Source organism: Aurantimonas sp., from assembly GCF_964217435.1.
Taxonomy (GTDB): Bacteria; Pseudomonadota; Alphaproteobacteria; order Rhizobiales; family Rhizobiaceae; genus Aurantimonas; species Aurantimonas coralicida.
In genome coordinates, this window is the sequence record NZ_CAXPJM010000030.1 from 57,197 (window position 1) to 82,173 (window position 24,977).

Genomic DNA, 24,977 nt, shown 5'->3' on the forward strand with positions numbered 1-24,977 from the left:
TTCGCGATGGCAGAAGGCCGGGGCTGACCCCGGCCTTCGTTTCTCAGATGTCAGACGCTCACTTGGACGCGTTGGCGTCGGCCCAGCTCTTCACCAGCTCGTCGTAATTGACGGTGATCGGCTGTTCCTTCTCGTCTTCTTTCTTGGGCTGGGGTGCCAGCGTGCCGTTGGCCTTGGCCTGCTCCACCCAGTACTCCATGTCCTGCTCTTCGTTGAGCTTGGGACCGATGTCGCCCTGGATGCCGGCGCGCTCGATGCGCTCCATCACCTTTTCCTGCTCGGCGCAGAGGGAGTCCATCGCTTCCTGGGCCGACTTGGCGCCCGAGGACGCGTCGCCGATCGCCTGCCACCAGAGCTGTGCCAGCTTCGGGTAGTCCGGCACGTTGGTGCCGGTCGGCGACCACTGCTTGCGGGCCGGCGAGCGGTAGAACTCGATGAGACCGCCGAGTTCGGGAGCCCGCTCGGTGAAGCTCTCGTCGCGGATGGTCGATTCGCGCACGAAGGTCAGACCCTCATGAGCCTTCTTCACGTCGACGGTCTTGGAGCCGACGAACTGGGCGTAGAGCCAGGCAGCCTGGGCGCGGTCGACCGGGGTCGACTTCATCAGCGTCCACGAGCCCACGTCCTGGTAGCCGAGCTTCATGCCGTCGACCCAGTAGACGCCGTGCGGCGAGGGTGCCATGCGCCATTTCGGCGTGCCGTCCTCGTTGACCACCGGCAGGCCTTCCTTGACCGCATCGGCGGTGAAGGCGGTGTACCAGAAGATCTGCTGGGCGATGGCGCCCTGGGCCGGGACCGGACCGGATTCGGAGAAGGTCATGCCCTGGGCCTCCGGCGGGGCATAGGCCTTCAGCCAGTCGAGATACTTCTCGATGGCGTAGACCGAGGCCGGGCCGTTGGTGTCGCCGCCGCGCGCGACGCAGGAGCCGGTCGGCTGGCTCTGCTCGTTGACGCGGATGCCCCATTCGTCGACCGGCACGCCGTTCGGGATGCCCTTGTCGCCATTGCCGGCCATGGACAGCCAGGCGTCGGTGAAGCGCCAGCCGAGCGACGGGTCCTTCTTGCCGTAGTCCATGTGGCCATAGACCTTCTTCCCGTCGATCTCGCGACCGGTGAAGAATTCGGCGATGTCCTCATAGGCCGACCAGTTGACCGGCACGCCGAGCTCGTAGCCGTACTTCTCCTGGAAGTCGGCCTTGTTCTTCTCGTCGTTGAACCAATCGTAGCGGAACCAGTAGAGGTTGGCGAACTGTTGGTCGGGAAGCTGATAGAGCTTGCCGTCCGGCGCGGTGGTGAAGGATGTGCCGATATAGTCGTCGAGGTCGAGGCCCGGATTGGTGACCTCCTTGCCTTCGCCTTCCATCCAGTCGGTCAGGTTGCGGACCTGCTGGTAGCGCCAATGGGTGCCGATCAGGTCGGAATCGTTGATGTAGGCGTCGTAGATGTTCTCGCCCGACTGCATCTGCGTCTGCAGCTTCTCGACGACGTCGCCCTCGCCGATCAGGTCGTGGCTGACCTTGATGCCGGTGATGGCGGTGAAGGCCGGGGCCAGCACCTTGGACTCGTATTCATGGGTGGTGATGGTCTCGGAGACGACCTTGATCTCCATGCCCTGATAGGGCTTCGCCGCGTCGATGAACCACTGCAGCTCCTTCTCCTGTTCCTCCCGGGACAGGGTGGAGAGGTCGCCGATCTCGGCGTCGAGGAACTTCTTGGCCGCGTCCATGTCGGCGGCCGCAGGACCCGTGGCGAGGGCGATCGCCAGGGTGGCGGCCGTTCCCATCAGATATCGTTTCATCATGTCGAATGTCCTCCCAGTGTGTGCCGGTGCGTGCGATGGGCATGTCCGCGTCGACCGGCGACGACGCGGGGTGGCCCGGTTCCGACCCGTCAGACGAGCCGGAAAACCAGAACGAAGAAGACGGCGCAGAGGCCGAGGGCGTACCAGAGCGGCAGGTCGACGCCCCACAGCCAGCCGAGGCAGATGAAGGCCGAGCCGAGCAGCGACACGAACAGCCGGTCGCCGCGGGTGGTCTCGAAGCGCAGGATGCCGACGCGGGGATTGCCACCGGGCGACACCTTCTCCCAGACGCCCATCAGGGCGATGATGGCGAAGATCGCGATGAAGAAGGTGGCGGTCGGCCAGGTCCAGGCCATCCAGGACAGGTCGATCATCGGCAGGCCTCCGTCTTGGCTGTCGGTGCGGTGACGCGCATCACACCCTCCCCAGGGCGAAGCCCTTGGCGATGTAGTTGCGCACGAACCAGATCACGATCGCGCCGGGAATGATGGTCAGGGCGCCGGCTGCGGCGAGCACGCCCCAGTCGAGGCCGGAGGCGGAGACCGTGCGCGTCATGATCGCCGAGATCGGCTTGGCGTCGGTCACCGTCAGGGTGCGGGCGATCAGCAGCTCGACCCAGGAGAACATGAAGCAGAAGAAGGCCGCGACCCCGATGCCGCTGGCGATCAGCGGGGTGAAGATCTTGAAGAAGAAGCGCGGGAAGGAATAGCCGTCGATATAGGCGGTCTCGTCGATCTCTTTCGGCACGCCGGACATGAAGCCTTCCAGGATCCACACCGCCAGCGGCACGTTGAACAGGCAGTGGGCGAGCGCCACGGCGATATGCGTGTCGATCAGGCCGAAGGCCGAATAAAGCTGGAAGAAGGGCAGGGCGAACACCGCCGGCGGCGCCATGCGGTTGGTCAGGAGCCAGAAGAACAGGTGCTTGTCGCCCAGGAAGCGGAAGCGCGAGAAGGCGTAGGCCGCCGGCAGCGCCACCGAGACCGAGATCACCATGTTCAGAACGACATAGATGATCGAGTTGATGTAGCCGTTGTACCAGGACGGGTCGGTCAGGATGACCGTGTAATTGCGCAGGGTCGGGTTTTCCGGCAGCAGCGTCAGACCGCTCAGGATCTCCTGATTGGTCTTGAAGCTCATGTTGACAAGCCAGTAGATCGGCAGCAGCAGGAAGACGATGTAGAGGATCGGGATCAGCGCCTTCCAGCGGAAGCCGCCGGATGCCTTGCGGCTGCGCCGGGCGATCGCCTCGCCGGACCGGCCGGTCGGCGGCACGGCGCCGGCGCCCGGAGCCTCGACGACGTCGCGGTTTGCCGTGGTGTCAGTCATTGTCGCCTCCCTTCATCGGGCGCTCGGTGCCGACATTGGTCATGATGGTGTAGAAGACCCAGGACAGCGCCAGGATGATCAGGAAGTAGATCAGGCTCATCGCCGCCGCCTCGCCGAGGTTGAACTGGCCCAGCGCCAGCTTCACCAGGTCGATGGACAGGAAGGTCGTGGCGTTGCCCGGTCCGCCGCCGGTGACGACGAAAGGCTCGGTGTAGATCATGAACGAATCCATGAAGCGCAGGAGCACGGCGATCAGCAGCACGCGGCCCATCTTGGGCAGCTGGATGAAGCGGAACACCGCCCAGCGCGAGGCGCCGTCGATCTTGGCGGCCTGGTAGTAGGCGTCGGGGATCGAGACGAGGCCGGCGTAGCACAGGAGGACGACGAGGCTCGTCCAGTGCCAGACATCCATGATGATGACCGTGACCCAGGCGTCGAACGGGTCCTGGACGTAATTGTAGTCGAGGCCGAGCGAGGCGAGGGTGTAGCCGAACAGGCCGATGTCGGTGCGCGCGAAGACCTGCCAGATCGTGCCGACGACGTTCCAGGGGATCAGCAGCGGCAGCGCCATCAGGACGAGGCAGACCGGCACCCAGATACCCTTGCGGGGCATGGCCAGCGCCACCAGGATGCCGAGCGGCACCTCGATGGTCAGGATGATGGCCGAGAAGGCGAGGTTGCGGATCAGGGCGTCGTGGAAGCGCGCCGAGGTCAGCACCTCCTCGAACCAGTCGGTGCCGTACCAGAAGAACTGGTTGTTTCCGAAGGTGTCCTGCACCGCGTAATTGACCACGGTCATCAGCGGGATCACGGCGGAGAAGGCGACCAGCACCAGCACCGGCATGACCATGAACCAGGCTTTGTTGTTCCAGGTCTTGTCCATGTGCGTTCTCCCTAGACCCGTCCGACCAGCCGGGAATCGGCATAGAGATTGAGCGCGTCGGGCGCGAAGCGCATGGCCGCGTCGGTGGGGATGGCGACGCCTTCACGCACGATGGCACTCAGCGGATGCTCGCCGAGCCGGGCCCGCACGATGCGCTCCGATCCCACGTCCTCGACCTTGTCGATGGTCACCGGCACGGCGTCGCCGTCGCCGCGGTCGACGATGGTGACGAATTCCGGCCGGATGCCGAGTTCGGTCTTCGCCCCGGCGGCGTAGGCCGCGCGGCCGCCCGGCAGGGCGATGCGCATGTCGGAGACCATCGCGTCGCTGCCGTCGATCCGGCAGGGCAGGACGTTCATGCCCGGCGAGCCGATGAAATAGCCGACGAAGGTATGCTGGGGCCGCTCGAACAGTTCCTCGGGCGTGCCGATCTGCACGACCTCGCCCTCGTACATGACGACCACCTTGTCGGCGAAGGTGAGGGCCTCGGTCTGGTCATGGGTGACGTAGACCATGGTCATCGCGAATTCGCGGTGGAGCTGCTTCAACTCGGAGCGAAGCTGCCACTTCATGTGCGGGTCGATGACGGTCAGCGGCTCGTCGAAGAGGATGGCGTTGACGTCGGAGCGCACCAGGCCACGGCCGAGCGAGATCTTCTGCTTCTCGTCGGCGGTCAGGCCGCGGGCCTTGCGATCGGCCTTCGCCTCGAGGCCGATGCGGCCGATCATGTCCTCGACGCGGGTCTTGATCTCGGCGGCCGGCACCTTCCGGTTCTTCAGCGGGAAGGCGAGGTTCTCGCGCACCGTCATGGTGTCGTAGATGACCGGGAACTGGAACACCTGGGCGATGTTGCGCGCCTCGGGCGTCAGCATGGTCACGTCGTCTTCGCCGAACAGGACGCTGCCCTCGGACGGGGTCAGCAGGCCGGAGATGATGTTGAGCAGCGTGGTCTTGCCGCAGCCCGACGGCCCGAGCAGCGCATAGGCGCCGCCGTCGTCGAAGGTGTGGTGAACCTCGCGCAGGGCGTAGATGTCGGCCGCGGCGAGGGCCGGCGAATAGGCGTGGCGGATATGGTCGAGGCGGATGCGGGCCATGGCGTTCTCCTCAGGCCGCGTGTCGGGCGGGCGCCACGACGGCGTTGCCCGCTTCGTCGAAGACGAGAAGGCTGGCGGGGTCGAAGGACAGGCGGATGGTCTCGCCGGTCTCGTGACGGCGCACGCCGTGGACGAGGGCGATGATCCGGTCCTCGCCGACCTCGGCGTGAATGTAGGTTTCCGAGCCTGTGACCTCGGTCAGGCTGATCACCGCCGGAAAGACGGTGCCGGTGGTGTCGCCGGTCTCGACGGTGAGGTGATGGGGCCGGATGCCACCGAGATAGCGGCCGTCCGGCAGGCCGGCCTGGCTTGGCGCGGCCTCGAAGACGACGCCGTTGGGCGAGGTGAAGCGGCTGCCGGCCTTGGTGAAGGCCATGACGTTGAGCGGCGGATCGGAGAAGGTGCGCGCGGTCAGGAGATCATGGGGCTGGCGATAGACGTCGGGCGTCTCGCCGAACTGTGTGACGCGGCCCTTGGAGAGGGTCGCGGTGCGCCCGCCCAGAAGCAGCGCCTCGTGGGGCTCGGTGGTGGCGTAGACGAAGATCGCGCCGGTCTCGGCGAAGATCTTCGGCAGTTCCTCGCGCAGTTCCTCGCGCAGCTTGTAGTCGAGATTGGCCAGCGGCTCGTCGAGGAGCACCAGTTCGGCATTCTTGACGAGCGCGCGGGCGAGCGCGGTGCGCTGCTGCTGGCCGCCGGAGAGGTTGAGCGGCGTGCGGTCGAGGAAGGGCGTCAGCTTCATCAGCGCCGCGGCCTTCTGGACCGCGGCCTCGATCTCGGCCGCCGACTTGCCGGCGATGCGCATCGGCGAGGCGATGTTCTCGTAGACCGTCAGGGTCGGGTAGTTGATGAACTGCTGGTAGACCATGGCCACGTTGCGCTTGCGCACGGGCACGCCGGTCACGTCCTTGCCGTCCATGACGACGCGACCAGACGTCGGCGCGTCGAGGCCGGCCATCAGCCGCATCAGGCTGGTCTTGCCGGCCAGCGTCGGCCCGAGCAGCACGTTGAGCGAGCCGCGGTCGAGGGTCAGCGAGACGTCTATGATGTGCTTTTCGCCGCCGACGCTGCGGCTGACGTTCTGCAATTCGAGCAATGTGTCCTCCCAGACGCGCCGGTTCTATTCGGCGGCCGTCCTCCGTTCATTCTGTCGCTGCGTCACATATTGCGCCAGTGCGTCCGTCTCGTCGGCCCTGAAGCGCAGGCCGAGCTTGGTGCGGCGCCACAGGATGTCCTCTGCCGTGCGGGCCCATTCCTCCGCGATCAGCCAGTCGATCTCGGCCTGGTAGAGACCGTGCCCGAAATCCCGGCCAAGTGCACCGGTCCTGGCGAATCTCGCCGCGTCGGTGCCGTAGGAGCGGACGAGCCGGTGGATCGTCGCCGCGTCGAGTTTGGGCGCGGCCTGGCGCAGTGCCGCCTCCAGCGCGCCGACGCCGTCGACGGCGAAATCGCCGCCCGGCAGCGGCTCGTCGCCGGTCCAGCTCTTGCCCTTGGATCCGAGATGATGGGCGATCTTGCCGAGCACTTCTTCCGACAGGACGCGGTAGGTGGTGATCTTGCCGCCGAAGCAGTTGAGGACCGGCGCCTCGCCATTCTCGCCCTCGACCTTCAGGACGTAGTCGCGGGTGGCTTCCTGCGCCTTGGAGGCACCGTCGTCGAAGAGCGGGCGCACGCCGGAATAGGTCCAGACGATGTCCTCGGCGACGACCGGCCTGGCGAAATACTCGCTGGCGGCCGACAGGAGATAGTCGATCTCGCCTTGGCTGATCGCCACCTGCGACGGGTCGCCTTCATAGTCCTGGTCGGTGGTGCCGACGAGGGTGAAGTCGTCCTCGTAGGGGATGGTGAAGATGATCCGCCCGTCGGCGTTCTGGAAGATGTAGGCGCGGTCGTGGTCGTAGAGCTTGCGCGTGACGATGTGCGAGCCCTGGACGAGGCGGATGTGGTTGGCGCCGTTGCGGCCCATGGCGTTCTGGATGATGGCGTCGACCCAGGGGCCGCCGACATTGACCAGGAAGCGCGCGGTGACGGAGCGGACCGCGCCGGTCTCCTGATCGTGGAGGGCGATGACCCAGCCGTCCTTTTCACGCCGCGCCTCGGTCACCTTGGTGCGGACCATGATGTCGGCACCGCGCGCCGCCGCGTCGCGGGCGTTGAGGACGACGAGGCGGGCGTCGTCGACGCGGGCGTCGGAATATTCGAAGCCCTTCTGGAAATCGTCCTTCAGCGGCGCGCCCAGCGGCCCGTCGAGATCGACGGTGGTCGTCGCCTTCAGCTTCCGCCGGCCGCCGATATGGTCGTAGAGGAACAGGCCGAGGCGCAGGAGCCAGGCCGGGCGCAGGCCGTCGTGATGGGGCAGGACGAAGCGCAGCGGCCGGATGATGTGCGGCGCGATGCTCCACAGCACCTCGCGCTCCATCAGGGCGTGGCGCACGAGGCTGAATTCATAGTGTTCGAGATAGCGCAGGCCGCCATGCACCAGCTTGGTCGACCAGGAGGACGTGCCGGAGGCGAGATCGTTCATCTCGGCGAGCCCGACACGGTAGCCGCGGCCGACGGCGTCGCGGGCAATGCCGCAGCCGTTGATTCCACCACCGATGATGAAAACGTCGTAATCCAGAAGAGCCTCCCCAGGCTTCGCACCGCAACATTCGAGGTTGCGATTGCGAATGTGAGGAGGCTATTACGAAACCAAACCGAACGTCAAACGAAAACTACTCGGCGACGTCGGCTTTGGTCGCATCGCGCCGGCCGGCCTCGATCAGACGGACCTCGCGCTCTTGGCAGATCCGCCGGATTCCGTCGGGCGCGACGTCGGTGACGAAGGTGTGGACCTGGTCTAGATGGCCGATCCGCACCGGCGCGCTGCGCTCGAACTTGGACGAATCCGCCGCCAGGATGACGTGGCGCGCATTGGAGATGATCGCCTGGGCGACGCGCACCTCGCGATAGTCGAAATCCAGGAGCGAGCCGTCGGGATCGATGGCCGAGACGCCGATGACGGCGAAATCGACCCGGAACTGGCGGATGAAATCCACCGCCGCCTCGCCGACGATGCCGCCATCGGAGCGACGCACGACGCCGCCGGCGATCACCACCTCGATCTCCGGATAGGGCCGCATGACGGTGGCGACGTTGATGTTGTTGGTGATGACCATCAGGCCGGCATGGCGCAGCAGCGCGCGCGCGACGGCCTCGGTCGTGGTGCCGATATTGACGAAGAGCGAGGCGCGGTCCGGCACGAGATCGGCAACCGCCCGGCCGATCGCGCCCTTCTCGTCGGCCGCGATGGTGCGGCGGGCGTCGTAGCCGACATTCTCGACGCCGGAAGACAGCACCGCACCGCCATGGACGCGGGCCAGAAGTCGCTGATCGCAAAGGTCGTTCAGGTCCTTGCGGATGGTCTGGACCGACACGTCGTAGCGGGCCGCCAGTTCCTCCACCGAGACGCGGCCGCTGCGCTTGGCACTCTCGAGTATCTGTGTCTGTCGGTCCGACAGCATGGTTCACTCCTCCCGTGACGGAGCGATCATGGGCAAAACGAAACCGAAGCGCAAGAAACGAAAGTGGAGCCGATGGCCGGCCATTATTGCGAGCCAGAGCCAGTCGGCGGCGTGCCGACCGGCCGGCGTCCCGAGGCCGTCAGATGGCGGTGCGGTCGGCCTCGGCGAGGTAGATCTCGCGCAGGCGCCTGGCGATCGGGCCGGGCGCACCGCTGCCGACGGGCTGCCCGTCGATCTCGACCACCGGCATGACGAAGGTGGAGGCGGAGGTGACGAAGGCCTCGCTGGCGTTTTTCGCCTCGTCCAGGGTGAAGCTGCGCTCCTCGACCCTGACGCCGTCGTCCGCCGCCAGCTTCAGCACCGCGGCGCGGGTGATGCCGTGCAGGATCGAATGCGACAGGTCGCGGGTGATCAGCGTGCCGTCGGCGGTGACGATATGGGCGTTGTTGGACGAGCCCTCGGTGACGATGCCGTCCTCGACCAGCCAGGCGTCGTCGGCGCCCTTGGCCTTGGCTTCCATCTTGGCCATGGACGGATAGAGCAGTTGCACCGTCTTGATGTCGCGGCGGGCCCAGCGCAGGTCGGGCACCGAGGCGATCCGGATGCCGGTGCGCGCCGCCGGCTTGTCGCGCAGAACCATGGCCTGGGTGAACAGGACGAGGGACGGCGCCGTGTCCTTCGGCGGGAACAGGAAGTCGCGATCGGCGGCGCCGCGGGTCACCTGCATGTAGATCAGTCCCTCGTCGAGGCCGTTGCGGGCGACCAGTTCGCGGTGGATCGTCAGCAATTCGTCCTCGCTGGCCGGCGAGGGCATGTCGAGTTCGCCGAGCGAGCGCGCCAGCCGCTTCATGTGCGGGCCGAAATCGACCAGCTTGCCGGACAGGACGGTGGTGACCTCGTAGACGCCGTCGGCAAACAGAAAGCCGCGGTCGAAGACCGAGATCGTCGCCTCTTCCTCGGGAACGTAGGCGCCATTGACGTAAACGGTACGGGACATGCCGGACTCCTGTGACAGATCGCTGCCGTGCATACGACGTGGCGCGGCCGGGTGGAAGACGAGGGGGAAAGATCGCGCCCGGGGGTCATTTCCGGCTTTCGCCGGGGAACGCGCGGGGCTACGGCAATAGATCACATCCCAAGGGGCGAGGCGCCGCATCTGAGCGGCCCCGTCCCGCAACGCATGGAGGAATGCTTGGATATCGGAACGACGACACCGGCGATCGTGACCGGCGCAGGCTCGGGTCTCGGGCGCGGCACGGCTCGCGCACTGGCCGCCAAGGGGGCCAAGGTCGCGGTGCTGGACCTCAACGAGGAGGCCGGGCAGGCGGTCGCGGACGAAATCGGCGGCGTCTTCGTGCGCTGCGACGTGTCCGATTCCGAATCGGTCCGGCAGGCGCTGGCGCTGGCCGTCGAGGCGATCGGCACGCCGCGCATCCTGGTCAATTGCGCGGGCATCGTGGCGGGTCGCAAGACGATCTCGCGCGGCGCGGCGCATGATCCGGCGCTGTTCCAGAAGGTGATCGCGGTCAATCTCATCGGCTCCTTCAACATGGCGTCGCAGGTGGCGCAGCTGATGTCCGAGGGCGACCCGCTCAACGCCGATGGCGAGCGCGGCCTGATCGTCTCGACCTCGTCAGTCGCCGCCTTCGACGGCCAGATCGGCCAGCTCGCCTATTCGGCCTCCAAGGCGGCGATCGCCGGCATGACGCTGCCGATGGCCCGGGATCTCGCGCAGACCGGCATCCGGGTGATGACCATCGCGCCAGGCATCTTCGAGACGCCGATGCTGGCCGGTATGCCGGAAGAGGTGCAGGCCTCGCTGGCGGCCGCGGTGCCGTTCCCGTCGCGTCTCGGTACCGCCGAGGAATACGCCAGGCTGGTCGTCCACATCGCCGAGAATGCAATGCTCAACGGCGAGACGATCCGCCTCGACGGCGCCATCCGCATGGCCCCGAAATAAGCACCGCGATCGCGGCGGCCGGGTTGCCGAAGACGGCAGCCCGGACCGTCGCCCCATGTCGCAGAGCCGAGAGCGGGCAGGGCCCCGCAAGAGGAGGACAGATGAGCGAAGACAAGGTCGTACTCACCAGCCGGGAGGGCCGCGTCGCGATCCTCACCCTGAACCGGCCGAAGGCGCTGAATGCGCTGAATTCCGAGGTCATGCGCGAGATCGTCCGGCTGACCGCCGAGCTCGACCGCGACCCCGGCGTCGGCGCGATCCTGATCACCGGTTCGGAAAAGGCCTTCGCGGCCGGCGCCGACATCAAGGAGATGGAAGACCGCACGGTCATGGAGATGATGCTCGCCGACTGGTTCTCCGACTGGGAGATGCTGGAGCGGGTGCGCACGCCGATGGTCGCGGCGGTGTCCGGCTTCGCGCTGGGCGGCGGCTGCGAACTGGCGATGATGTGCGACCTGATCATCGCGTCCGACACGGCGAAGTTCGGCCAGCCGGAGATCAAGCTCGGCGTCATTCCCGGCATGGGCGGCTCGCAGCGCCTGACCCGCGCCGTCGGCAAGTACAAGGCGATGGACATGATCCTCACCGGCCGGATGGTCGAGGCCGAGGAAGCCGAGCGGATGGGGCTGGTGTCGCGGCTCGTGCCCGCCGCCTCGCTGATGGAGGAGGCGATGGCCGCCGCGCGGACCATTGCGGAGTTCTCCAAGCCGGCGACCATCACCGCCAAGGAAGCCACCAACCGGTCGTTTGAGGTGGGGCTGCGCGAGGGGCTCTTGCACGAGCGCCGCACCTTCCATGCGCTGTTCGCCGGCTCAGACCAGAAGGAAGGCATGTCCGCCTTCCGCGAAAAGCGCGCCGCCGTGTTCAAGCACGGGCAGGACTGACAACGGACTGCCGGCTGGCCATGCCCAGACGCATGGCCGGCAGGTGCCGGGACGGGCAGGGTGCTATCCGCGAGCCGAGCCCCGCGCCGCCACAACGAAGAAGGCCCCGGCGCAATGCACCGGGGCCTTCGTCATGTCGGGATGCGGCGTCTGCCGCGCCCTGATGCTTACTGGGCGGCGCCGTCGACGTAGTCGTACTGGCCGTCCTTCCACTCGTAGACGACGTAGCCGGGCAGCGTGACGTCGCCCTTGTCGTCGAAGGTCAGGTCGCCGATGACCGTGGCGTAGTCGCCATCATTGAGGGCGGTGACGACCGGATCGAAGTCGGTGGAACCGGCCTTCTTGACCGCGTCGGCCCAGGCCTGGATCGCCGCGTAGGTGTAGAGCACGTAGCCCTCGGCGGTCTTGCCGGCCTTCTCGAGCTCGGCGACGACCGGCGCTGCGGCCTCGTTCTTGCGCGGGTCCGGCGAGAAGGTCATGAGCGTGCCCTGGCCGGCGTCGCCGGTGATCGCCCAGTATTCCTCGGCGACGAGCGCGTCGCCCGACATCAGCACGGTGTCCATGCCCTGCTCGCGCATCTGGCGCGCCATCAGGCCGGCTTCGGTGTGGTAGCCGCCGATGTAGAGCAGGTTGATGCCGGCTTCCTTCATCTTGGTGACGAGGGCGGTGTAGTCCTTTTCGCCGGCCGTGTAGGCCTCGACGAGGGCCGGCGACTTGCCGGACGCTTCCTCGTAGAACTTCTGGGTCTGGTCGGCGAGGCCCTTACCGTAGGCGGTCTTGTCGTTGATGATCGCGACATTGGCATCCGGGAAATTGTCCGAGATGTACTTGCCGGCGACTTCGCCCTGCTGGTCGTCACGACCGCAGACGCGGAACACGCCGTCGCCCGGGCGCTTGTCGGTGAAGTCCGGGTTGGTCGAGGCCGGGGAGATCTGGACGATCTGCTCGTCGGCATAGACCTGGCTGGCCGGGATCGAGGAGCCCGAGCAGAAATGGCCGGCCACGAACGGCACGCCCTGCGAGGCGAACTGGTTGGCCACGGCCACGGCCTGCTTCGGATCGCAGGCGTCGTCGCCGACCGAAAGCTTCAGCATCTCGCCATTCACGCCGCCGGCGGCGTTGATGTCGGCAACGGCCTGCTCGGCACCCGTGCGCAACTGCTCACCGAAGCTGGCGTACTGGCCGGTCATGGGGCCGGCGACGCCGATCGTGATCTCGGCAAACGCTGCGCCAGCGAATACCAGGTTGAGCGCTGCGCCGGCTAGGAGTGCTTTCTTCATGGGAACCTTCCTGTTGATTCTGGCGGCCGGTGGGCCACGAGGCGGTGTTGACCGTCCTCTACCGAGGGGGATTTAAGACCGGATTCGCTGCCGTTGGAATAGCCCCGGCACAGTTTTTCGCCGGCGCTCATTAATGCGGCAGAGTCAGCGATGGTTACCGTGCAATATACCGTACTGCCGAGACATCTGACGGTTGCGGACATAGCTGCGCCCGATGCCGGCAATGGCCAACAATACGATGAAGTCGATCAGTCCATAGTAGATCGCGGTGCCGAATGTCGCCGGCGGCAGAAAGAACGAGCCGCCGAACAGACTGAAGTGAATGAAGCGGACGGCCATCGTCAGCAACAGCACGTAGAAGGTCATCAGACCCCAGCCGTTCCACGTCAGCGCGGTGGAGCGGCCGATCATCCAGGCACCGCCGCCGCCGAGAACGACGGTGACGAGCAGGAATTCGGGCAGGGCGACTTCCCAGAGCAGGCCCATTTCGGATTCCATCAGTGGGCTCCCCCTTCCAGATAGGCGCTGCGCACTTCCTCGCGGGCCAGAAGCTCCTTGCCGGTGCCCGACATGGTGACGGTGCCGTTGACCATGACGTAGCCGCGATGGGCGAGGCGCAGGGCGTGGAAGGCGTTCTGCTCGACGAGGAACACGGTCAGCCCCTCATTGGCGTTGAGTTCGCGGATGACGTCGAAGATCTGCTTGACGATCAGCGGGGCGAGGCCGAGGGACGGCTCGTCCAGAAGCAGGAGCTTGGGCCGGCTCATCAGGGCGCGGCCGATGGCCAGCATCTGTTGCTCGCCGCCCGACAGGGTGCCGCCGCGCTGGCCGCGCCGCTCCTTGAGGCGCGGGAACAGCTCGAAGACCTTGCGCAGGTCGTCGTCGAAATATTTCTCGTCCTCCATGATGGCCCCCATCTGGAGGTTCTCCATCACGGTCATCCGGCCGAAGACGCGGCGTCCTTCCGGCGACTGGGCGATCGACCGGGACATGATGTCGTGGGTCGGCATGTGGGTGATGTCCTCGCCGCGATAGAGGATCTGCCCCTCGCGGGCCTGCGGATTGCCGCAGATGGTCATCATCAGGGTCGACTTGCCGGCCCCGTTGGCGCCGATCATGGTGACGATCTCGCCGGCGAAGACGTCGACATCGACGCCCCGCAGCGCCTGGATCTTGCCGTAGAAGGTATGCACGCCGCGGACCGCCAGCATCGGCTCCCCCGCGGGCGTCGGCGCGACCGCGCTCATGCCATGTCTCCCTGACTGCCGTCGGCGACGTGCGTCGACGCGCCGGCCTTCTTGACGCCGAGATCCTGCTCGACCTGCTCCACCTCCTCGTCGTCGACGCCCAGATAGGCGGCGATGACCTTGGGATCGTCGCGCACCTCGGCGGCCGAACCGTCGGAGATCTTCTTGCCGTAGTCGAGCACGATGATGTGGTCGGAAATCTCCATCACCACGCCCATGTCGTGCTCGATCAGCAGCACCGAGACGTCATGCTCGTCGCGGATGTAGCGCAAGAGCGTGTTCAGCTCGGCCGATTCCCGCGGGTTGAGGCCGGCGGCCGGCTCGTCGAGGCACAGCAGCGCCGGATCGGTGCACATGGCCCGGGCGATCTCCAGCCGGCGCTGGGCGCCGTAGGGCAGGTCGGAGGCCGGGTCGTCGGCGCGGTCGAGAAGGCGGGTGTGCCCCAGCCATTCGATCGCCTTGCGCTTGGCGTCGGCGGCGGCGCGGCGGTAGCCGGGCAGGCCGAACAGGCCGCCGATGGTCATGCCGGAGGCGCGCATCAGCTTGTTGTGCTGCGCGACCAGCAGGTTCTCCAGCACCGTCATGCCGCCGAACAGGCGGATGTTCTGGAAGGTACGGGCGACGCCGGCGACCTCGGTGATACGGAAGTCGGTCATCCGCTCCAGGAGGAACACCGCATGCTCGTCGTCGCGGTCGTACTGGTTGCCGCTGCGGGTGAGGGCGGCGATCTTGGCGTCCGGGACATTGCGGCCCCGGCGCATGGCGATGCGGCCCTCGGTCGGCTTGTAGAAGCCGGTGACGCAGTTGAAGACCGTGGTCTTGCCGGCGCCGTTCGGACCGATCAGGGCGGTGATGTCGCCGCGCCCGACATTGAAGGAGAGGTCGTCCACGGCGGTCAGGCCGCCGAAGCGCATCGTCAGATGCTCGACGGTCAGAACCGGGTCGAGCGACCAGCGGTGAGAGGTGTTCGACATTAGTGACCCTCGCCCTGGGAGACCTGATCGGCGCCGATCTTCTTCTTCTCCTTGTAGACATCGGATGGGGAGCGCGACGAGATCAGGCCGCGCGGCTTCCACACCATGATCGCCACCATGGCGAGACCGAAGATCAGCATGCGGTACTGGGTCGGATCGAAGTCCGAACCGAACACCGCCTGCAGGATGGTGAGGTTCCGCAGGAGTTCGATGCCGCCGATCATCACCACCGAGGCGATGACCACGCCGAGCTGCGAGCCGAGGCCGCCGAGCACCACGATGGCGAGGATGATCGCCGATTCGATAAAGGTGAAGCTCTCCGGCGAGATGAATCCCTGCCGGGTGGCGAAGAAGGCGCCGGCGAAACCGCCGAACATCGCGCCCGTGGCGAAGGCCGTGAGCTTGACGTTGGTGGTGTTGATGCCGAGCGAGCGACAGGCGATCTCGTCCTCGCGCAGCGCTTCCCAGGCCCGGCCCACCGGCAGCTTGCGCAGCCGCAGGGTGACGAAGTTGGTGATCAGGGCGAGCGCCAGGATGATGTAGTAGAGGAACACGAAGCGCTGCACGGTGTCGTATTCGAGGTTGAAATACTCCGCGAAGGAATTGTCGCCGCGGTTGAACTCCAGGCCGAACAGCGTCGGCTTGGGAATGCCCAGGAGGCCGTTCGGGCCGCCGGTGAACTCGTACCAGTTCAACAGGACGATGCGGATGATCTCGCCGAAAGCGAGGGTGACGATGGCCAGATAGTCACCGCGTAGGCGCAGCACCGGGAAGCCCAGCATGACGCCCCACATCGCGGCGAACAGGCCGGCCATGGGCAGGCAGACCCAGAAGCCGAGACCGAAATTCGTCGACAGCAGCGCGAAGGAATAGGCGCCGACCGCGTAGAAGGCGACGTAGCCGAGATCCAGCAGGCCGGCGAGGCCGACGACGATGTTCAGTCCCCAGCCGAGCATCACATAGGTGAGGATCAGGATCGCCAGGTCGAGGAGATAGCGGTTCTGGCTCGGAACCAGCGTCGCCAGGAGATAGGGCAGGGTCAGCGCGACCAGCAGGAGCGCGATGCCGAGGACCTTGCCGATCGGCAGGCCGCGGGCGGTGGGCGCGAAGGTCTTCTTGAGAAAGCCGGTGATCGGCTGTTCGGAACGGAAGACGAAGTAGGACAGGAGGAAGCGGACGCCGAAGGCGATCGCCACCCAGACGAGCCAGAGCTCCGGCCGCAGCGTCAGGGACAGGCCGCCCGATGCGATGTCGGACCGGAAGGCCAGGAAGAACAGGGTGATGACCGCGATGATCGCCGCGGTGATGCCGGCCTCCTTCAGGGAGGCGACGAGGCGGCTGTCGCCGGTCGGCGCTTCGGTGAAGGGCGGTTCGCCCCGCGCCGCGTCGCGCCGCTCTTCGGACAGGAGCTCCGCGCCCTCGGGGCGGTTCGCCGCGGTGGCTGATGTCGTGCTGGCCATCGCGATCAGACCTTCTCGACTTCAGGCCGGCCGAGCAGGCCGGAGGGCATGAAGATCAGAACGATCGCCAGGATGGAGAAGGCGGCGACGTCCTTATACTCGACCGAGAAATAGCCGGACCAGAAGGTCTCGATCAGGCCGATGGCAAGGCCGCCCAGCATGGCGCCCGGCAGCGAGCCGATGCCGCCCAGAACCGCCGCGGTGAACGCCTTCACTCCGGCGATGAAGCCGATATAGAAGTCGATGACGCCGTAATAGAGCAGGTACATCATGCCGGCGACCGCCGCGAGCGAGGCGCCGAGCACGAAGGTCAGCGAGATCGTGCGGTCGACATTGACGCCGAGCAGGGACGCCATCTTGCGATCCTGCTCGCAGGCGCGCTGCTGGCGACCGAGCGAGGTGCGCGAGATCAGCAGCGAGAAGCCGGCCATCAGGACGATGGTCATGCCGATGATGATCATCTGCATGTAGCTGAGCTGCACGACGATGCCGGAGGGTGAATCCATCAGCGTGATACCGCCCTGGATCTGCGGCGGGAGCGGCTTGACGCGGGCACCCTGGGTGACCTGCACGAAGTTCTGCAGGAAGATTGACATGCCGATGGCGGTGATCAGCGGGGCGAGCCGGAAGGAGCCACGCAGCGGCCGGTAGGCGACCCGCTCGACCGTCCAGCCCCAGAGCGAGGTGCAGAGCATGGCGACCAGCACCATGATCAGCAGCACAAGCGGCAGGAACGTGATGCCGAGGGCGGCGAGCGCCAAGAAGACCGTAAGCGAGACGAACGATCCGATCATGAAAATCTCGCCATGGGCGAAATTGATCATGCCGATGATGCCGTAGACCATCGTGTATCCGATGGCGATCAGCCCGTAGATCGAGCCGAGCGTAATACCGTTGATCAATTGCTGAAGAAAATATTCCATTGCCCGCCCGTTTTCCGGTGCTTCTGGGATGCCGGTCTGTTTGGCGCGGGCGAAAGTGTCAGGAACGCCGCGTCCGAAGGCATGATCATTTCCATAGCAATGGCGGCTCCGCAAGCCGATTGCGTCAATTTCGCGGCGCGATGGTGTTAACGCCTTGGCGAATCAGGGCTTAGGCGCATGCAAGCACGACGAAAGGCGCATAGAGATCGCTTATGGCCGCCCGGTCGGGGCGGCCATGGAAGCGCTCGTGAGCCGTCGCAGTCGGCGTCAGGTCGTGGCAGAATCGACGGGGTCGTCGATCGTCTGGGCTTCCGGCTCGACCGCGCCGCGTTCCTCCAGCCAGCGGGCCAGCATCCACCAGCCGACCGCCCAGGCGGCGCCCGCGGTCCAGCCGGCGAGAACGTCGGTCGGCCAGTGCACGCCGAGATAGACGCGGCTGACGCCGACCAGCACCGTCAGGAAACAGGCGATGGTGATGAGGTAGATGCGGACCCGGTGGCGCTCCTGGACGCGGGCGACGAGGATCGCCAGCGTCAGATAGGTGACGGCCGACATCATGGAGTGACCGCTCGGGAAGCTGGCCGTGTAGACGATGGAGCCATGCGGCACGAGGTCCGGACGCGGCCGGTCGAAGCCGAACTTGAGAAGCTGGCTCATGGCAAAGCCGCCGCCGACCGCGGCGAAGATCATGATCATCGAGCGGCGCTTGCCCTGCATCCACAGGAAGCCGCCGGCAAACAGCGTCAGCATGACGAGGACACCGGTGCCGCCCAGGGCGGTCATGTCGCGGCCGAACTCTTCCATCCAGCCGGGGCCGAGCGGGTCCTGCGGGTCGGTGGCGCTGCGGAACCAGAGCAGGATGTCGGTGTCGAGCCCCTTGGTGTCGCCTTCCACCACCTCGCCGGCGAGCGAGACGAACCCCCAGATCGCAGCTGCCGCAGTCAGCGCGGCCACGAGCGTCGTGATCTCGATCCGCTGGCGGACCCATTGGTGGATGGCGTGGTATTGCATCGGCGGCTTTCGCGGGCAGTGGCAGGGCGGGCTGAACGTCACAGGCTAGCGCGCAAGGCCTCCGGGGCCAGTGGGAGGCCGGCAGAAAGGGCCCGGTCGCGGCGTTTTCGCGCGCCTGCACGCCGACCCGGCGCGCTTGCCCGGCGACGCGATTGCACCCGGCCGGGCCGCGCGCTACCAGACCCTGATGCAATGCTGGCAAGGTGACACGCGATGAAGCTGACCGAACCGCGCGGCGGAACCTGGCGCGTGGGCCATGGCCGCACAATCGACCTCAACGGTCCGGCCTGCATCATGGGCATCCTGAACGCGACGCCCGACAGCTTCTCCGACGGTGGCCGCTATGCCAGCGTCGACGCTGCGGTGGCGGAATCGCTGCGGATGGTCGAGGCGGGCGCGACGATCGTCGACATTGGCGGCGAATCGACCCGGCCCGGCGCGACCCCGGTGGACGCCGCCGAGGAGCAGCGGCGGATCATGCCGGTGATCGAGGCGCTGGCGGCGTGCTCCGACTGCGTGATCTCGGTCGACACCTATCGCTCCGAGACGGCCCGCATGGCGGTCGAGGCGGGGGCGCATATCGTCAACGACATCTGGGGCGCGCAGAAGGACCCGGGCATCGCCACGGTCGCAGCCGAGACCGGCGCCGGGCTCTGCCTGATGCACAATGGCCGCGAGCGCGAGACGCTCGAGGACATGATCGCCGACCAGTATCTGTTCCTGAACCGGTCGCTGGACATTGCGCGCGGGGCCGGGGTGCCGGCCGAGGCGATCGTGGTCGATCCGGGCTTCGGCTTTGCCAAGGATGGACCGCAGAACCTGATCCTCCTGACCCGGCTCGACGAATTGCAGGCGCTGGGCCATCCGCTGCTCGTCGGCACGTCGCGCAAGCGCTTCGTGCGCGGCGCGGTCGGGCGCGAGGATCCCGAGCCGGACATCGCCACGGCGGCGACCAGCGCGCTGATGCGCGAACGCGGGGCCGACATCTTCCGCGTCCACAACGTGGCGGCCAATCGCGACGCGCTGCGGGTGACCGACGCCATGTTCCGCGCCATGCGGGGCGAACGCTGGTGAGCGCACGTGCATATCTGGGGCTCGGCGGCAATATCGGCGATCCGGCGGCGAAGATGGCGGCGGCGCTGCGTCGGCTCGATGGGCGCGACGACACGGCGGTGGTCGCGGTGTCGCGGCTGTACCGCACGCCGCCCTGGGGCAAGACCGACCAGCCGGACTTCGTCAATGCCTGCGCGGCGGTCGAGACCGATCTGGCGCCGCGCGATCTCCTGGAACTGTGCCTGGCGACGGAGCGGCTCTTCGGCCGCGAACGGCGTGAGCGCTGGGGGCCGCGCACGCTCGACCTCGACGTGCTGGATTATGCGGCCACACCCTATGAGGACGACGCGTTGACATTGCCGCATCCCAGGGTAACCGAGCGCGCCTTCGTGCTGGTGCCGCTCGCCGACATCGCGCCTAAGCTCGCCTTCGGCGGCCGGACGGTGGCCGACTGGATCGCGGCGATCGTTCCCGAGGGGATCAAGCCCGCCAGCGCCGACGGCGAATGGTGGCGGGAGGAACACGCCGACGCCTGAGAGCGGCGGCGTCTGGCCGCGTAGCAGAGGTGGGCGCTGGCACCGCGGGGTGTTCCGGGACCGGGCGGTCGAGCGACGGGACGGACCGGGCCGGTCCGAGTGGATGTCAGGGGAAGGCGAGACGGACCGGCATGACCCAGCTCTATCTCTTTCTCTGCGACGAGCGGTGGCAGGGCACCGACATCGATCTTCACGGAGACGGCTTCAGGCTGGGCGACGGCGTCTATCTGATCGACAGCGCGCTGACGCGCTCGAAGCTCTACCACCGGCTGAAATGGCAGCTCGTCGACGACGCCTGGCTCCTCGTCGCGCCGCTGGAGGACGCGCCGAAATTCAAGGGAATGGCGCCCGGCGCCCTGGCATGGCTGCGCGGGCGCAGCTGACGTCGGCGTCCTTTGTTGAGCTCTAGTCGGTCAGCGCGCTCTGGCGGGTGGCGCCGGTGCGCTTCAGATTCATGCCGATGACCGGCACGAGCTCGGATGCGACGGTGACCGAGACGGTGATCGCCAGCGTCTCGGCGTCGGCGAGGCGGGCGACCATGGCGCCCTTCAGCTGCTTGCGGTCGAGGCCGACGATGATGCGGTCGCGATCGACATTGCCGGAGACGATGTCTAGGCCCTTGCCCTTGGCGCCGTCCTGGAAGGCGCCGCGATAGCTGGTGCCCGAACGCAGGACTTCGGCATGCATGGGCTGCGAGAACAGGCCGACGCGGCAGGAGCCGTCGAGGGCGACGCCGGTGGCCTTGGGATGCTCGGAGCCGGCGAAGTCGCAGACGAACTTGGTGCCCTTGTACTTGCCGGCGACGATTTCGCCCGGGCCGGACCACTGGCCGACGACCTGGCGGAAGAACGCCTTGTCGGGATCGGCGAGAGCAGGCGTCGCGATGGCCGAACCGGCCGCGATGGCGAGAGCGAGACCGGCGTTCAGCATGCGGGACATGAGCGGACCTTCCTGACGGCGCAAGTGGCTGTTTCCTAGCCCCCTTTATGATCCGTAAGGGTTAACACAGCCTTGCGACGGTTCGCTCAACCGGACGTGCGCGGCTCGGTCGATCCCGCCTGTGGCGTTCGGGCCGCACCGATGACGGTCAGGTCGCCGAGGACATCGGAGATCGACGGCCGGCGCAGCCGGAGGAACGGCAAGGGCCGGCAGAGGTCCATGGCGGCAAGGCCGACGCGGGCGGTGAGCAGGCCGTTGACGACACCCTCGCCGAGCCGGGCGGACAGCTTGGCGGCGACGCCATGGCCGAGCAATTGCTGGGCGAGCCCGTCGCCGATGCCGATCGTGCCGGTGACGGCGAGATGGCCGACCACGTCGCGGGTCAGGCGGATCAGGCCGAGCGTGCCGGGCCGGGCGCCATAGAGCTCCGACATGCGGCGGATCAGCTTGACCGTCTCGAACAGGACATAGGCGACGTCGACCAGCGCCTTGGGGCTGACGGCGGTGACCACGGAGACGCGCTTGGAAGAGGCGAGGACAAGGGCGCGCGCCTTCATGTCGAGCGGCCCCAGCAGCTCGCGCTCGGCCAGCGCCACCAGATCGGCGCCGTCGATCACCTCGTCTTTCAGCTCGGCCATCTTCGCGCGCCCCTTGGCGGTTTCAGGCCGGCCGGAGAGGAGGGTGGACAGTCCACGCACCACGTTGCGGGCGTCCTCGGTCGAGTTGCCTTCATAGGCGGCGCGGCCGGCCTGGCGCTCGCGATCGACGGCGGCCAGCCGCATCAGGCCGATCACTTCCCGCAGGGCGACGCCCAGTGCGCCGACGACGAGGAGTCCGGCGAGCGCCACGGCGCCCCAACCCAGCCATTCCCAGCGGGCGAAGAGATCGCGGACGAGGGCATCGACGGCAAGGCCGATACCGAGCGAGATCAGCAGGCCGAGCGCGGCGAGGAACAGCTTGCCGAAAGAGAAGCGCCGCTTGCGCCGGGCCGCCGGCTCGTCGTCGATGACCGCGATCGCCTCGCGCTCGATGGCGTCCTCGGGGTCGAGCCGGATCTTCGCGATGTTCTCGATGGCCCGCGGCGTGCGGCTGGGTGTCGCGGCTTCTGCCTCCGGCGCCCGCTCGGGCTGCATCCCGGCCTCGTCGAGGCGAAAGGCGCCGGGCCGGCGGCGGGGACGGGGGCCGTCCTGCGTCTCGTCGCTCGTCATGACAACCGGTCTCCCATGAGGAACTGCAGGGCGCGGTCGAGGCGGATATGCGGCAGCGACAGGGTCAGCCCGGCAGCATCGCGCTCCAGCCGCGGCGGCTTGAACCGCACGAAGCGGATCGGGTCGGGTTCGGCCCCGTCGACGAACAGCCGGGCCGGGTCGGCGGGCAGGTCGCCGGGGAAGATCGCCGTTTCGGTGCGGCCGTCGAAGGTTTCCTCGCCGATGGTCTCGCCCTTGGCCGGCGTGCCGACGATGACCGGCAGGGTCTCGCCGCCATCCTCGACGCTGGCCTCGCGGGTGGCGCGCACGGCGGCAAGGGCGAGGACGTCGGTGCGGGCGCCGGAGAACTTCGCCCGGGCGATGGCGTCGTCGAGCAGCCGGCGCACGATGCCCTCCAGCCGCCGATGGCTGTCGCGGTGGAGATGGTCGGCCTTGGTGGCGGCGACCAGGATGCGGTCGATCCGCCTTGTCAGGAAGGAGCCGAGCCAGGTCGAGCGGCCGGGGCGGAAGCAGCCGAGAATGTCGGCGAGGGCGGTTTCGAGATCGCGGACGGCCTCGGGGCCGGCATTGATCGCCTGCATCACGTCGACCAGCAGGATCTGCCGGTCGAGCCGGGCGAAATGATCGCGGAAGAAGGGTTTGACGACGACGGTCTTGTAGGCCTCGTAGCGGCGCGCGAGATGGGCTGCGAGCGAGCCCTTGGGATAGGTCCGGCCGGGCTCGACCGGCAGCGGCGCGAAGGTGAGGGCCGGCGAGCCTTCAAGGTCGCCGGGCATCAGGAAGCGCCCCGGCGGCAGCGTCGAGAGGGCGGCGCTGTCGGCGCGGCAGGATTGCAGATAGCCGGCGAACGCACGGCTGAGCGCCACCGCCGTCGTCTCGTCGGCCGGGGCCTCCAGATCGACGCTGTCGACGAGGTCGAGATATTCCCGGGCGAGATGGCGGCGCGAGGGCAGCCGCGCGCGCTCCAGCGATTCGGCCGAGAAAGTCGCGAAGTCCTTTTCCAGGAGCGGCAGATCGAGCAGCCATTCGCCGGGATAGTCGACAATGTCGATGGACAGCCGGCCGCCGGAGAACATCCGGCCCCAGCCGGAGCCCGATTCATACTCGATGGTCAGGCGCAGCTCGGAAATCGCCCGCGTCGAGTTCGGCCAGAGCCGGTCCTCGAGGATGGTGCGGATGTGCTCCTCGTACTGGAAGCGCGGCACGGCATCGTCCGGCTGCTCCTCGAGGAAGGAGCGCAGGATGCGGCCGCCCGCCTGCGCCTCGAACAGCGGCAGCCGCCCGCCATGCAGCAGATTGTGGACGAGCGCGGTGATGAAGACCGTCTTGCCGGCGCGCGACAGGCCGGTGACACCCAGCCGCAGTGTGGGGTGGAACAGGCCGGCGGTGCGGTCGGTGAAGGTATCGAAGACGAGCCGGGCTTCGTCGGCAAGGGAGGTCATGGGCGGGGCGGGGGTCCTCTCTGGGCTCCGGGTCGGTCGTCAGGCCCGATATAGGTCCGCCGGGGTCGCCTCGAAAGGCGCGCCGGCCCGCGGCCTGCCGCTCAGCCGGCCTCGTCGGGATCGAACAGGCGGCACAACCGGCCGGCGCCCGGTGCGATCCGGGACAGGGGCCCCTCGAATTCGACGATTGCCAGTCCCCCGGTGGGGAAGCCCTGGCTCGCCGTGGCGAGTGCGGCGCGATTGCCGCTGCCGGCGAGCGACAGGGTGAATTCCTCGATCATCGGATTGTGCCCGATGACGAGAAGCGCGGCCGCCTCGGCCTGTCCGCGCACCGCCTCGTAATAGGCCGCGATCTCGCCGCCATAGAGCGAGGACAGGTTCGCTTCGGCAAGGCCGGACGGCAGGGCCGGTCGAATCAGCTCGAGCGTCTCGCGGGTGCGCGCCGCCGTCGAGCAGAGGATGGTGTCGAAGGCGAACGCTTCGCGGCGCAGGAAGACGACCAGCCGCTCGCATTCGGCGCGGCCGCGGGCGTCCAGCCTGCGATCATGGTCGCTTTCGCCGGGGCGGGCCCAGCCCGCATGGGCATGGCGGAGAATGTAGAGGCGGGACGTCGGGGCGGAGGACATGGCGAGGGACTATGCCGATAAATGCGGTCCGGGCAATCGGCGGCCTCGCCGCCCCTGTCGGCACGTCGGTCGGGGGCGCGGTTCCGGGCGGAACCGGCGACCGGTTCGACGCAGGACGGCATTCATCGCCGCCGCGTCATCGCCACGTCATCCAGACGAGGGATAGAGCGCTCGGAAACCCTTGCGAAATCCGTCTCTTAGAAACGTCTTCATATTCTGGATGTAGGATGCCGGAGTTAACTTGTTCCCGGAGACAAGCGTCGCTATAAGCCCGAATTGCGGAAACGGAGGTGCGTGATGAGCCAGTTACTCAATATCGATGCGACCTTGTCCGAAGACGGGCAGTTCATGAACGACCGTCAGAAGGACTACTTCCGTAAGAAGCTGTTGGCGTGGAAAGCGGAGATCCTGCGGGAATCGCGCGAGACCCTCCTGGGGCTGGCCAGCGACAACAGCAATCAGGCCGATGCCGCCGACCGCGCCTCCTCCGAGACCGACCGCGCCATCGAGCTGCGGGCCCGTGATCGCCAGCGCAAACTGATCGCCAAGATCGACTCGGCGCTGGAGCGCATCGAGGACGGCACCTACGGCTATTGCGAGGAGACCGGCGAGCCGATCAGCCTGAAACGGCTCGATGCCCGCCCGATCGCCACCATGTCGCTGGAAGCGCAGGAGCGGCACGAGCGCCGCGAGAAGGTCTATCGCGACGAATAACCGACCGGTCTTCCCCTGACGGGGGCCGCCCTTCGTACGTTCAGCTTTCCCGTTTCAGGCCGCACCGTTCCGGTTCGGCGTTCCAATCCCGACAATTTCAGCGTGCCGACCGT

The 24,977-nt window shown here is 67.2% G+C and carries 26 protein-coding genes; 6 read left to right on the top strand and 20 right to left on the bottom strand.

Features of this window, described 5'->3' with window-relative positions:
* Positions 1 to 58: 58 nt before the first annotated feature.
* From ACEQX1_RS12990 to ACEQX1_RS13030, 9 genes are all read right to left on the bottom strand, one after another.
* The gene (locus ACEQX1_RS12990; RefSeq protein ID WP_370195794.1) at positions 59 to 1,798 is read right to left on the bottom strand and encodes an ABC transporter substrate-binding protein; all 1,740 of its coding nucleotides are present in this window, start codon (positions 1,796 to 1,798) and stop codon (positions 59 to 61) included.
* 92 nt (positions 1,799 to 1,890) lie between these two features.
* On the bottom strand, positions 1,891 to 2,175 hold the full coding sequence (locus ACEQX1_RS12995; protein ID WP_040325451.1) for a DUF2160 domain-containing protein: 285 nt from the start codon (positions 2,173 to 2,175) through the stop codon (positions 1,891 to 1,893).
* Positions 2,176 to 2,215: 40 nt separating this feature from the next.
* Positions 2,216 to 3,130: a carbohydrate ABC transporter permease gene (locus tag ACEQX1_RS13000; RefSeq protein WP_024348636.1), complete on the bottom strand. Its 915-nt coding sequence runs from the start codon at positions 3,128 to 3,130 to the stop codon at positions 2,216 to 2,218.
* Positions 3,123 to 4,013: a carbohydrate ABC transporter permease gene (locus tag ACEQX1_RS13005; protein ID WP_187391534.1), complete on the bottom strand. Its 891-nt coding sequence runs from the start codon at positions 4,011 to 4,013 to the stop codon at positions 3,123 to 3,125. The genes ACEQX1_RS13000 and ACEQX1_RS13005 overlap by 8 nt, the downstream gene beginning before the upstream one ends.
* An 11-nt stretch (positions 4,014 to 4,024) precedes the next feature.
* Complete coding sequence (locus tag ACEQX1_RS13010) at positions 4,025 to 5,107, bottom strand: ABC transporter ATP-binding protein (RefSeq protein ID WP_370196899.1); 1,083 nt, start codon at positions 5,105 to 5,107, stop codon at positions 4,025 to 4,027.
* Positions 5,108 to 5,117: 10 nt separating this feature from the next.
* Positions 5,118 to 6,200 (bottom strand): ABC transporter ATP-binding protein, encoded by a 1,083-nt coding sequence (locus tag ACEQX1_RS13015; protein WP_370195792.1) that lies wholly within the window; start codon positions 6,198 to 6,200, stop codon positions 5,118 to 5,120.
* A gap of 24 nt (positions 6,201 to 6,224) precedes the next feature.
* The gene (gene glpD, locus ACEQX1_RS13020; RefSeq protein WP_370195795.1) at positions 6,225 to 7,724 is read right to left on the bottom strand and encodes a glycerol-3-phosphate dehydrogenase; all 1,500 of its coding nucleotides are present in this window, start codon (positions 7,722 to 7,724) and stop codon (positions 6,225 to 6,227) included.
* A gap of 94 nt (positions 7,725 to 7,818) precedes the next feature.
* Complete coding sequence (locus ACEQX1_RS13025; RefSeq protein ID WP_370196900.1) at positions 7,819 to 8,607, bottom strand: DeoR/GlpR family DNA-binding transcription regulator; 789 nt, start codon at positions 8,605 to 8,607, stop codon at positions 7,819 to 7,821.
* A 139-nt stretch (positions 8,608 to 8,746) separates the two neighbouring features.
* Complete coding sequence (locus ACEQX1_RS13030) at positions 8,747 to 9,604, bottom strand: D-amino-acid transaminase (RefSeq protein ID WP_370196901.1); 858 nt, start codon at positions 9,602 to 9,604, stop codon at positions 8,747 to 8,749.
* Between the two features lie 183 nt (positions 9,605 to 9,787).
* On the opposite strand from ACEQX1_RS13030, the gene ACEQX1_RS13035 reads away from it, so the two are divergent.
* Together ACEQX1_RS13035 and ACEQX1_RS13040 are read left to right on the top strand one after the other, a co-directional pair.
* Positions 9,788 to 10,567 (top strand): SDR family NAD(P)-dependent oxidoreductase, encoded by a 780-nt coding sequence (locus tag ACEQX1_RS13035; RefSeq protein ID WP_187391530.1) that lies wholly within the window; start codon positions 9,788 to 9,790, stop codon positions 10,565 to 10,567.
* A 101-nt stretch (positions 10,568 to 10,668) separates the two neighbouring features.
* Positions 10,669 to 11,451 (top strand): enoyl-CoA hydratase, encoded by a 783-nt coding sequence (locus ACEQX1_RS13040; RefSeq protein WP_370196902.1) that lies wholly within the window; start codon positions 10,669 to 10,671, stop codon positions 11,449 to 11,451.
* A gap of 167 nt (positions 11,452 to 11,618) precedes the next feature.
* Here the strand turns inward: ACEQX1_RS13040 and ACEQX1_RS13045 are convergent, their stop codons facing one another.
* From ACEQX1_RS13045 to ACEQX1_RS13075, 7 genes are all read right to left on the bottom strand, one after another.
* Positions 11,619 to 12,731, bottom strand: coding sequence for a branched-chain amino acid ABC transporter substrate-binding protein (locus ACEQX1_RS13045; protein WP_370195432.1), 1,113 nt, complete (start codon positions 12,729 to 12,731; stop codon positions 11,619 to 11,621).
* 144 nt (positions 12,732 to 12,875) lie between these two features.
* Positions 12,876 to 13,229, bottom strand: coding sequence for a DUF6867 family protein (locus ACEQX1_RS13050; protein ID WP_228238736.1), 354 nt, complete (start codon positions 13,227 to 13,229; stop codon positions 12,876 to 12,878).
* Entirely contained in the window at positions 13,229 to 13,978 is a 750-nt protein-coding gene (locus ACEQX1_RS13055) for an ABC transporter ATP-binding protein (protein ID WP_009209003.1), read from the bottom strand. The genes ACEQX1_RS13050 and ACEQX1_RS13055 overlap by 1 nt, the downstream gene beginning before the upstream one ends.
* Positions 13,975 to 14,952: an ABC transporter ATP-binding protein gene (locus ACEQX1_RS13060; RefSeq protein WP_370195431.1), complete on the bottom strand. Its 978-nt coding sequence runs from the start codon at positions 14,950 to 14,952 to the stop codon at positions 13,975 to 13,977. The genes ACEQX1_RS13055 and ACEQX1_RS13060 overlap by 4 nt, the downstream gene beginning before the upstream one ends.
* Complete coding sequence (livM, locus tag ACEQX1_RS13065; protein ID WP_370195430.1) at positions 14,952 to 16,412, bottom strand: high-affinity branched-chain amino acid ABC transporter permease LivM; 1,461 nt, start codon at positions 16,410 to 16,412, stop codon at positions 14,952 to 14,954. Before livM ends, ACEQX1_RS13060 begins: the two co-directional genes overlap by 1 nt.
* A gap of 5 nt (positions 16,413 to 16,417) precedes the next feature.
* Positions 16,418 to 17,335 carry a branched-chain amino acid ABC transporter permease gene (locus tag ACEQX1_RS13070; RefSeq protein ID WP_009209006.1) on the bottom strand — a complete coding sequence of 306 codons (918 nt, stop codon included), beginning with the start codon at positions 17,333 to 17,335 and terminating at the stop codon, positions 16,418 to 16,420.
* Between the two features lie 267 nt (positions 17,336 to 17,602).
* Entirely contained in the window at positions 17,603 to 18,346 is a 744-nt protein-coding gene (locus ACEQX1_RS13075) for a phosphatase PAP2 family protein (protein ID WP_024348623.1), read from the bottom strand.
* A gap of 213 nt (positions 18,347 to 18,559) precedes the next feature.
* Between ACEQX1_RS13075 and folP the strand changes: the two genes are divergently transcribed.
* From folP to ACEQX1_RS13090, 3 genes are all read left to right on the top strand, one after another.
* Positions 18,560 to 19,420, top strand: coding sequence for a dihydropteroate synthase (gene folP, locus ACEQX1_RS13080; RefSeq protein ID WP_228238727.1), 861 nt, complete (start codon positions 18,560 to 18,562; stop codon positions 19,418 to 19,420).
* Complete coding sequence (gene folK / locus ACEQX1_RS13085) at positions 19,417 to 19,935, top strand: 2-amino-4-hydroxy-6-hydroxymethyldihydropteridine diphosphokinase (RefSeq protein WP_370195428.1); 519 nt, start codon at positions 19,417 to 19,419, stop codon at positions 19,933 to 19,935. The genes folP and folK overlap by 4 nt, the downstream gene beginning before the upstream one ends.
* A gap of 131 nt (positions 19,936 to 20,066) precedes the next feature.
* Entirely contained in the window at positions 20,067 to 20,318 is a 252-nt protein-coding gene (locus ACEQX1_RS13090; protein WP_370195427.1) for a hypothetical protein, read from the top strand.
* 22 nt (positions 20,319 to 20,340) lie between these two features.
* On the opposite strand, the gene ACEQX1_RS13095 is transcribed toward ACEQX1_RS13090, so the two are convergent.
* The 4 genes from ACEQX1_RS13095 to ACEQX1_RS13110 form a co-directional block, all read right to left on the bottom strand.
* Positions 20,341 to 20,874: a hypothetical protein gene (locus ACEQX1_RS13095; protein ID WP_024348618.1), complete on the bottom strand. Its 534-nt coding sequence runs from the start codon at positions 20,872 to 20,874 to the stop codon at positions 20,341 to 20,343.
* 86 nt (positions 20,875 to 20,960) lie between these two features.
* Positions 20,961 to 22,082 (bottom strand): YcjF family protein, encoded by a 1,122-nt coding sequence (locus tag ACEQX1_RS13100; protein ID WP_370195426.1) that lies wholly within the window; start codon positions 22,080 to 22,082, stop codon positions 20,961 to 20,963.
* The gene (locus tag ACEQX1_RS13105) at positions 22,079 to 23,524 is read right to left on the bottom strand and encodes a YcjX family protein (protein ID WP_370195425.1); all 1,446 of its coding nucleotides are present in this window, start codon (positions 23,522 to 23,524) and stop codon (positions 22,079 to 22,081) included. The genes ACEQX1_RS13100 and ACEQX1_RS13105 overlap by 4 nt, the downstream gene beginning before the upstream one ends.
* A 101-nt stretch (positions 23,525 to 23,625) precedes the next feature.
* Positions 23,626 to 24,150: a histidine phosphatase family protein gene (locus ACEQX1_RS13110; protein WP_370195424.1), complete on the bottom strand. Its 525-nt coding sequence runs from the start codon at positions 24,148 to 24,150 to the stop codon at positions 23,626 to 23,628.
* A gap of 297 nt (positions 24,151 to 24,447) precedes the next feature.
* Between ACEQX1_RS13110 and dksA the strand changes: the two genes are divergently transcribed.
* Entirely contained in the window at positions 24,448 to 24,864 is a 417-nt protein-coding gene (dksA, locus tag ACEQX1_RS13115; RefSeq protein WP_024348614.1) for an RNA polymerase-binding protein DksA, read from the top strand.
* The last annotated feature ends 113 nt before the right edge of the window (positions 24,865 to 24,977 follow it).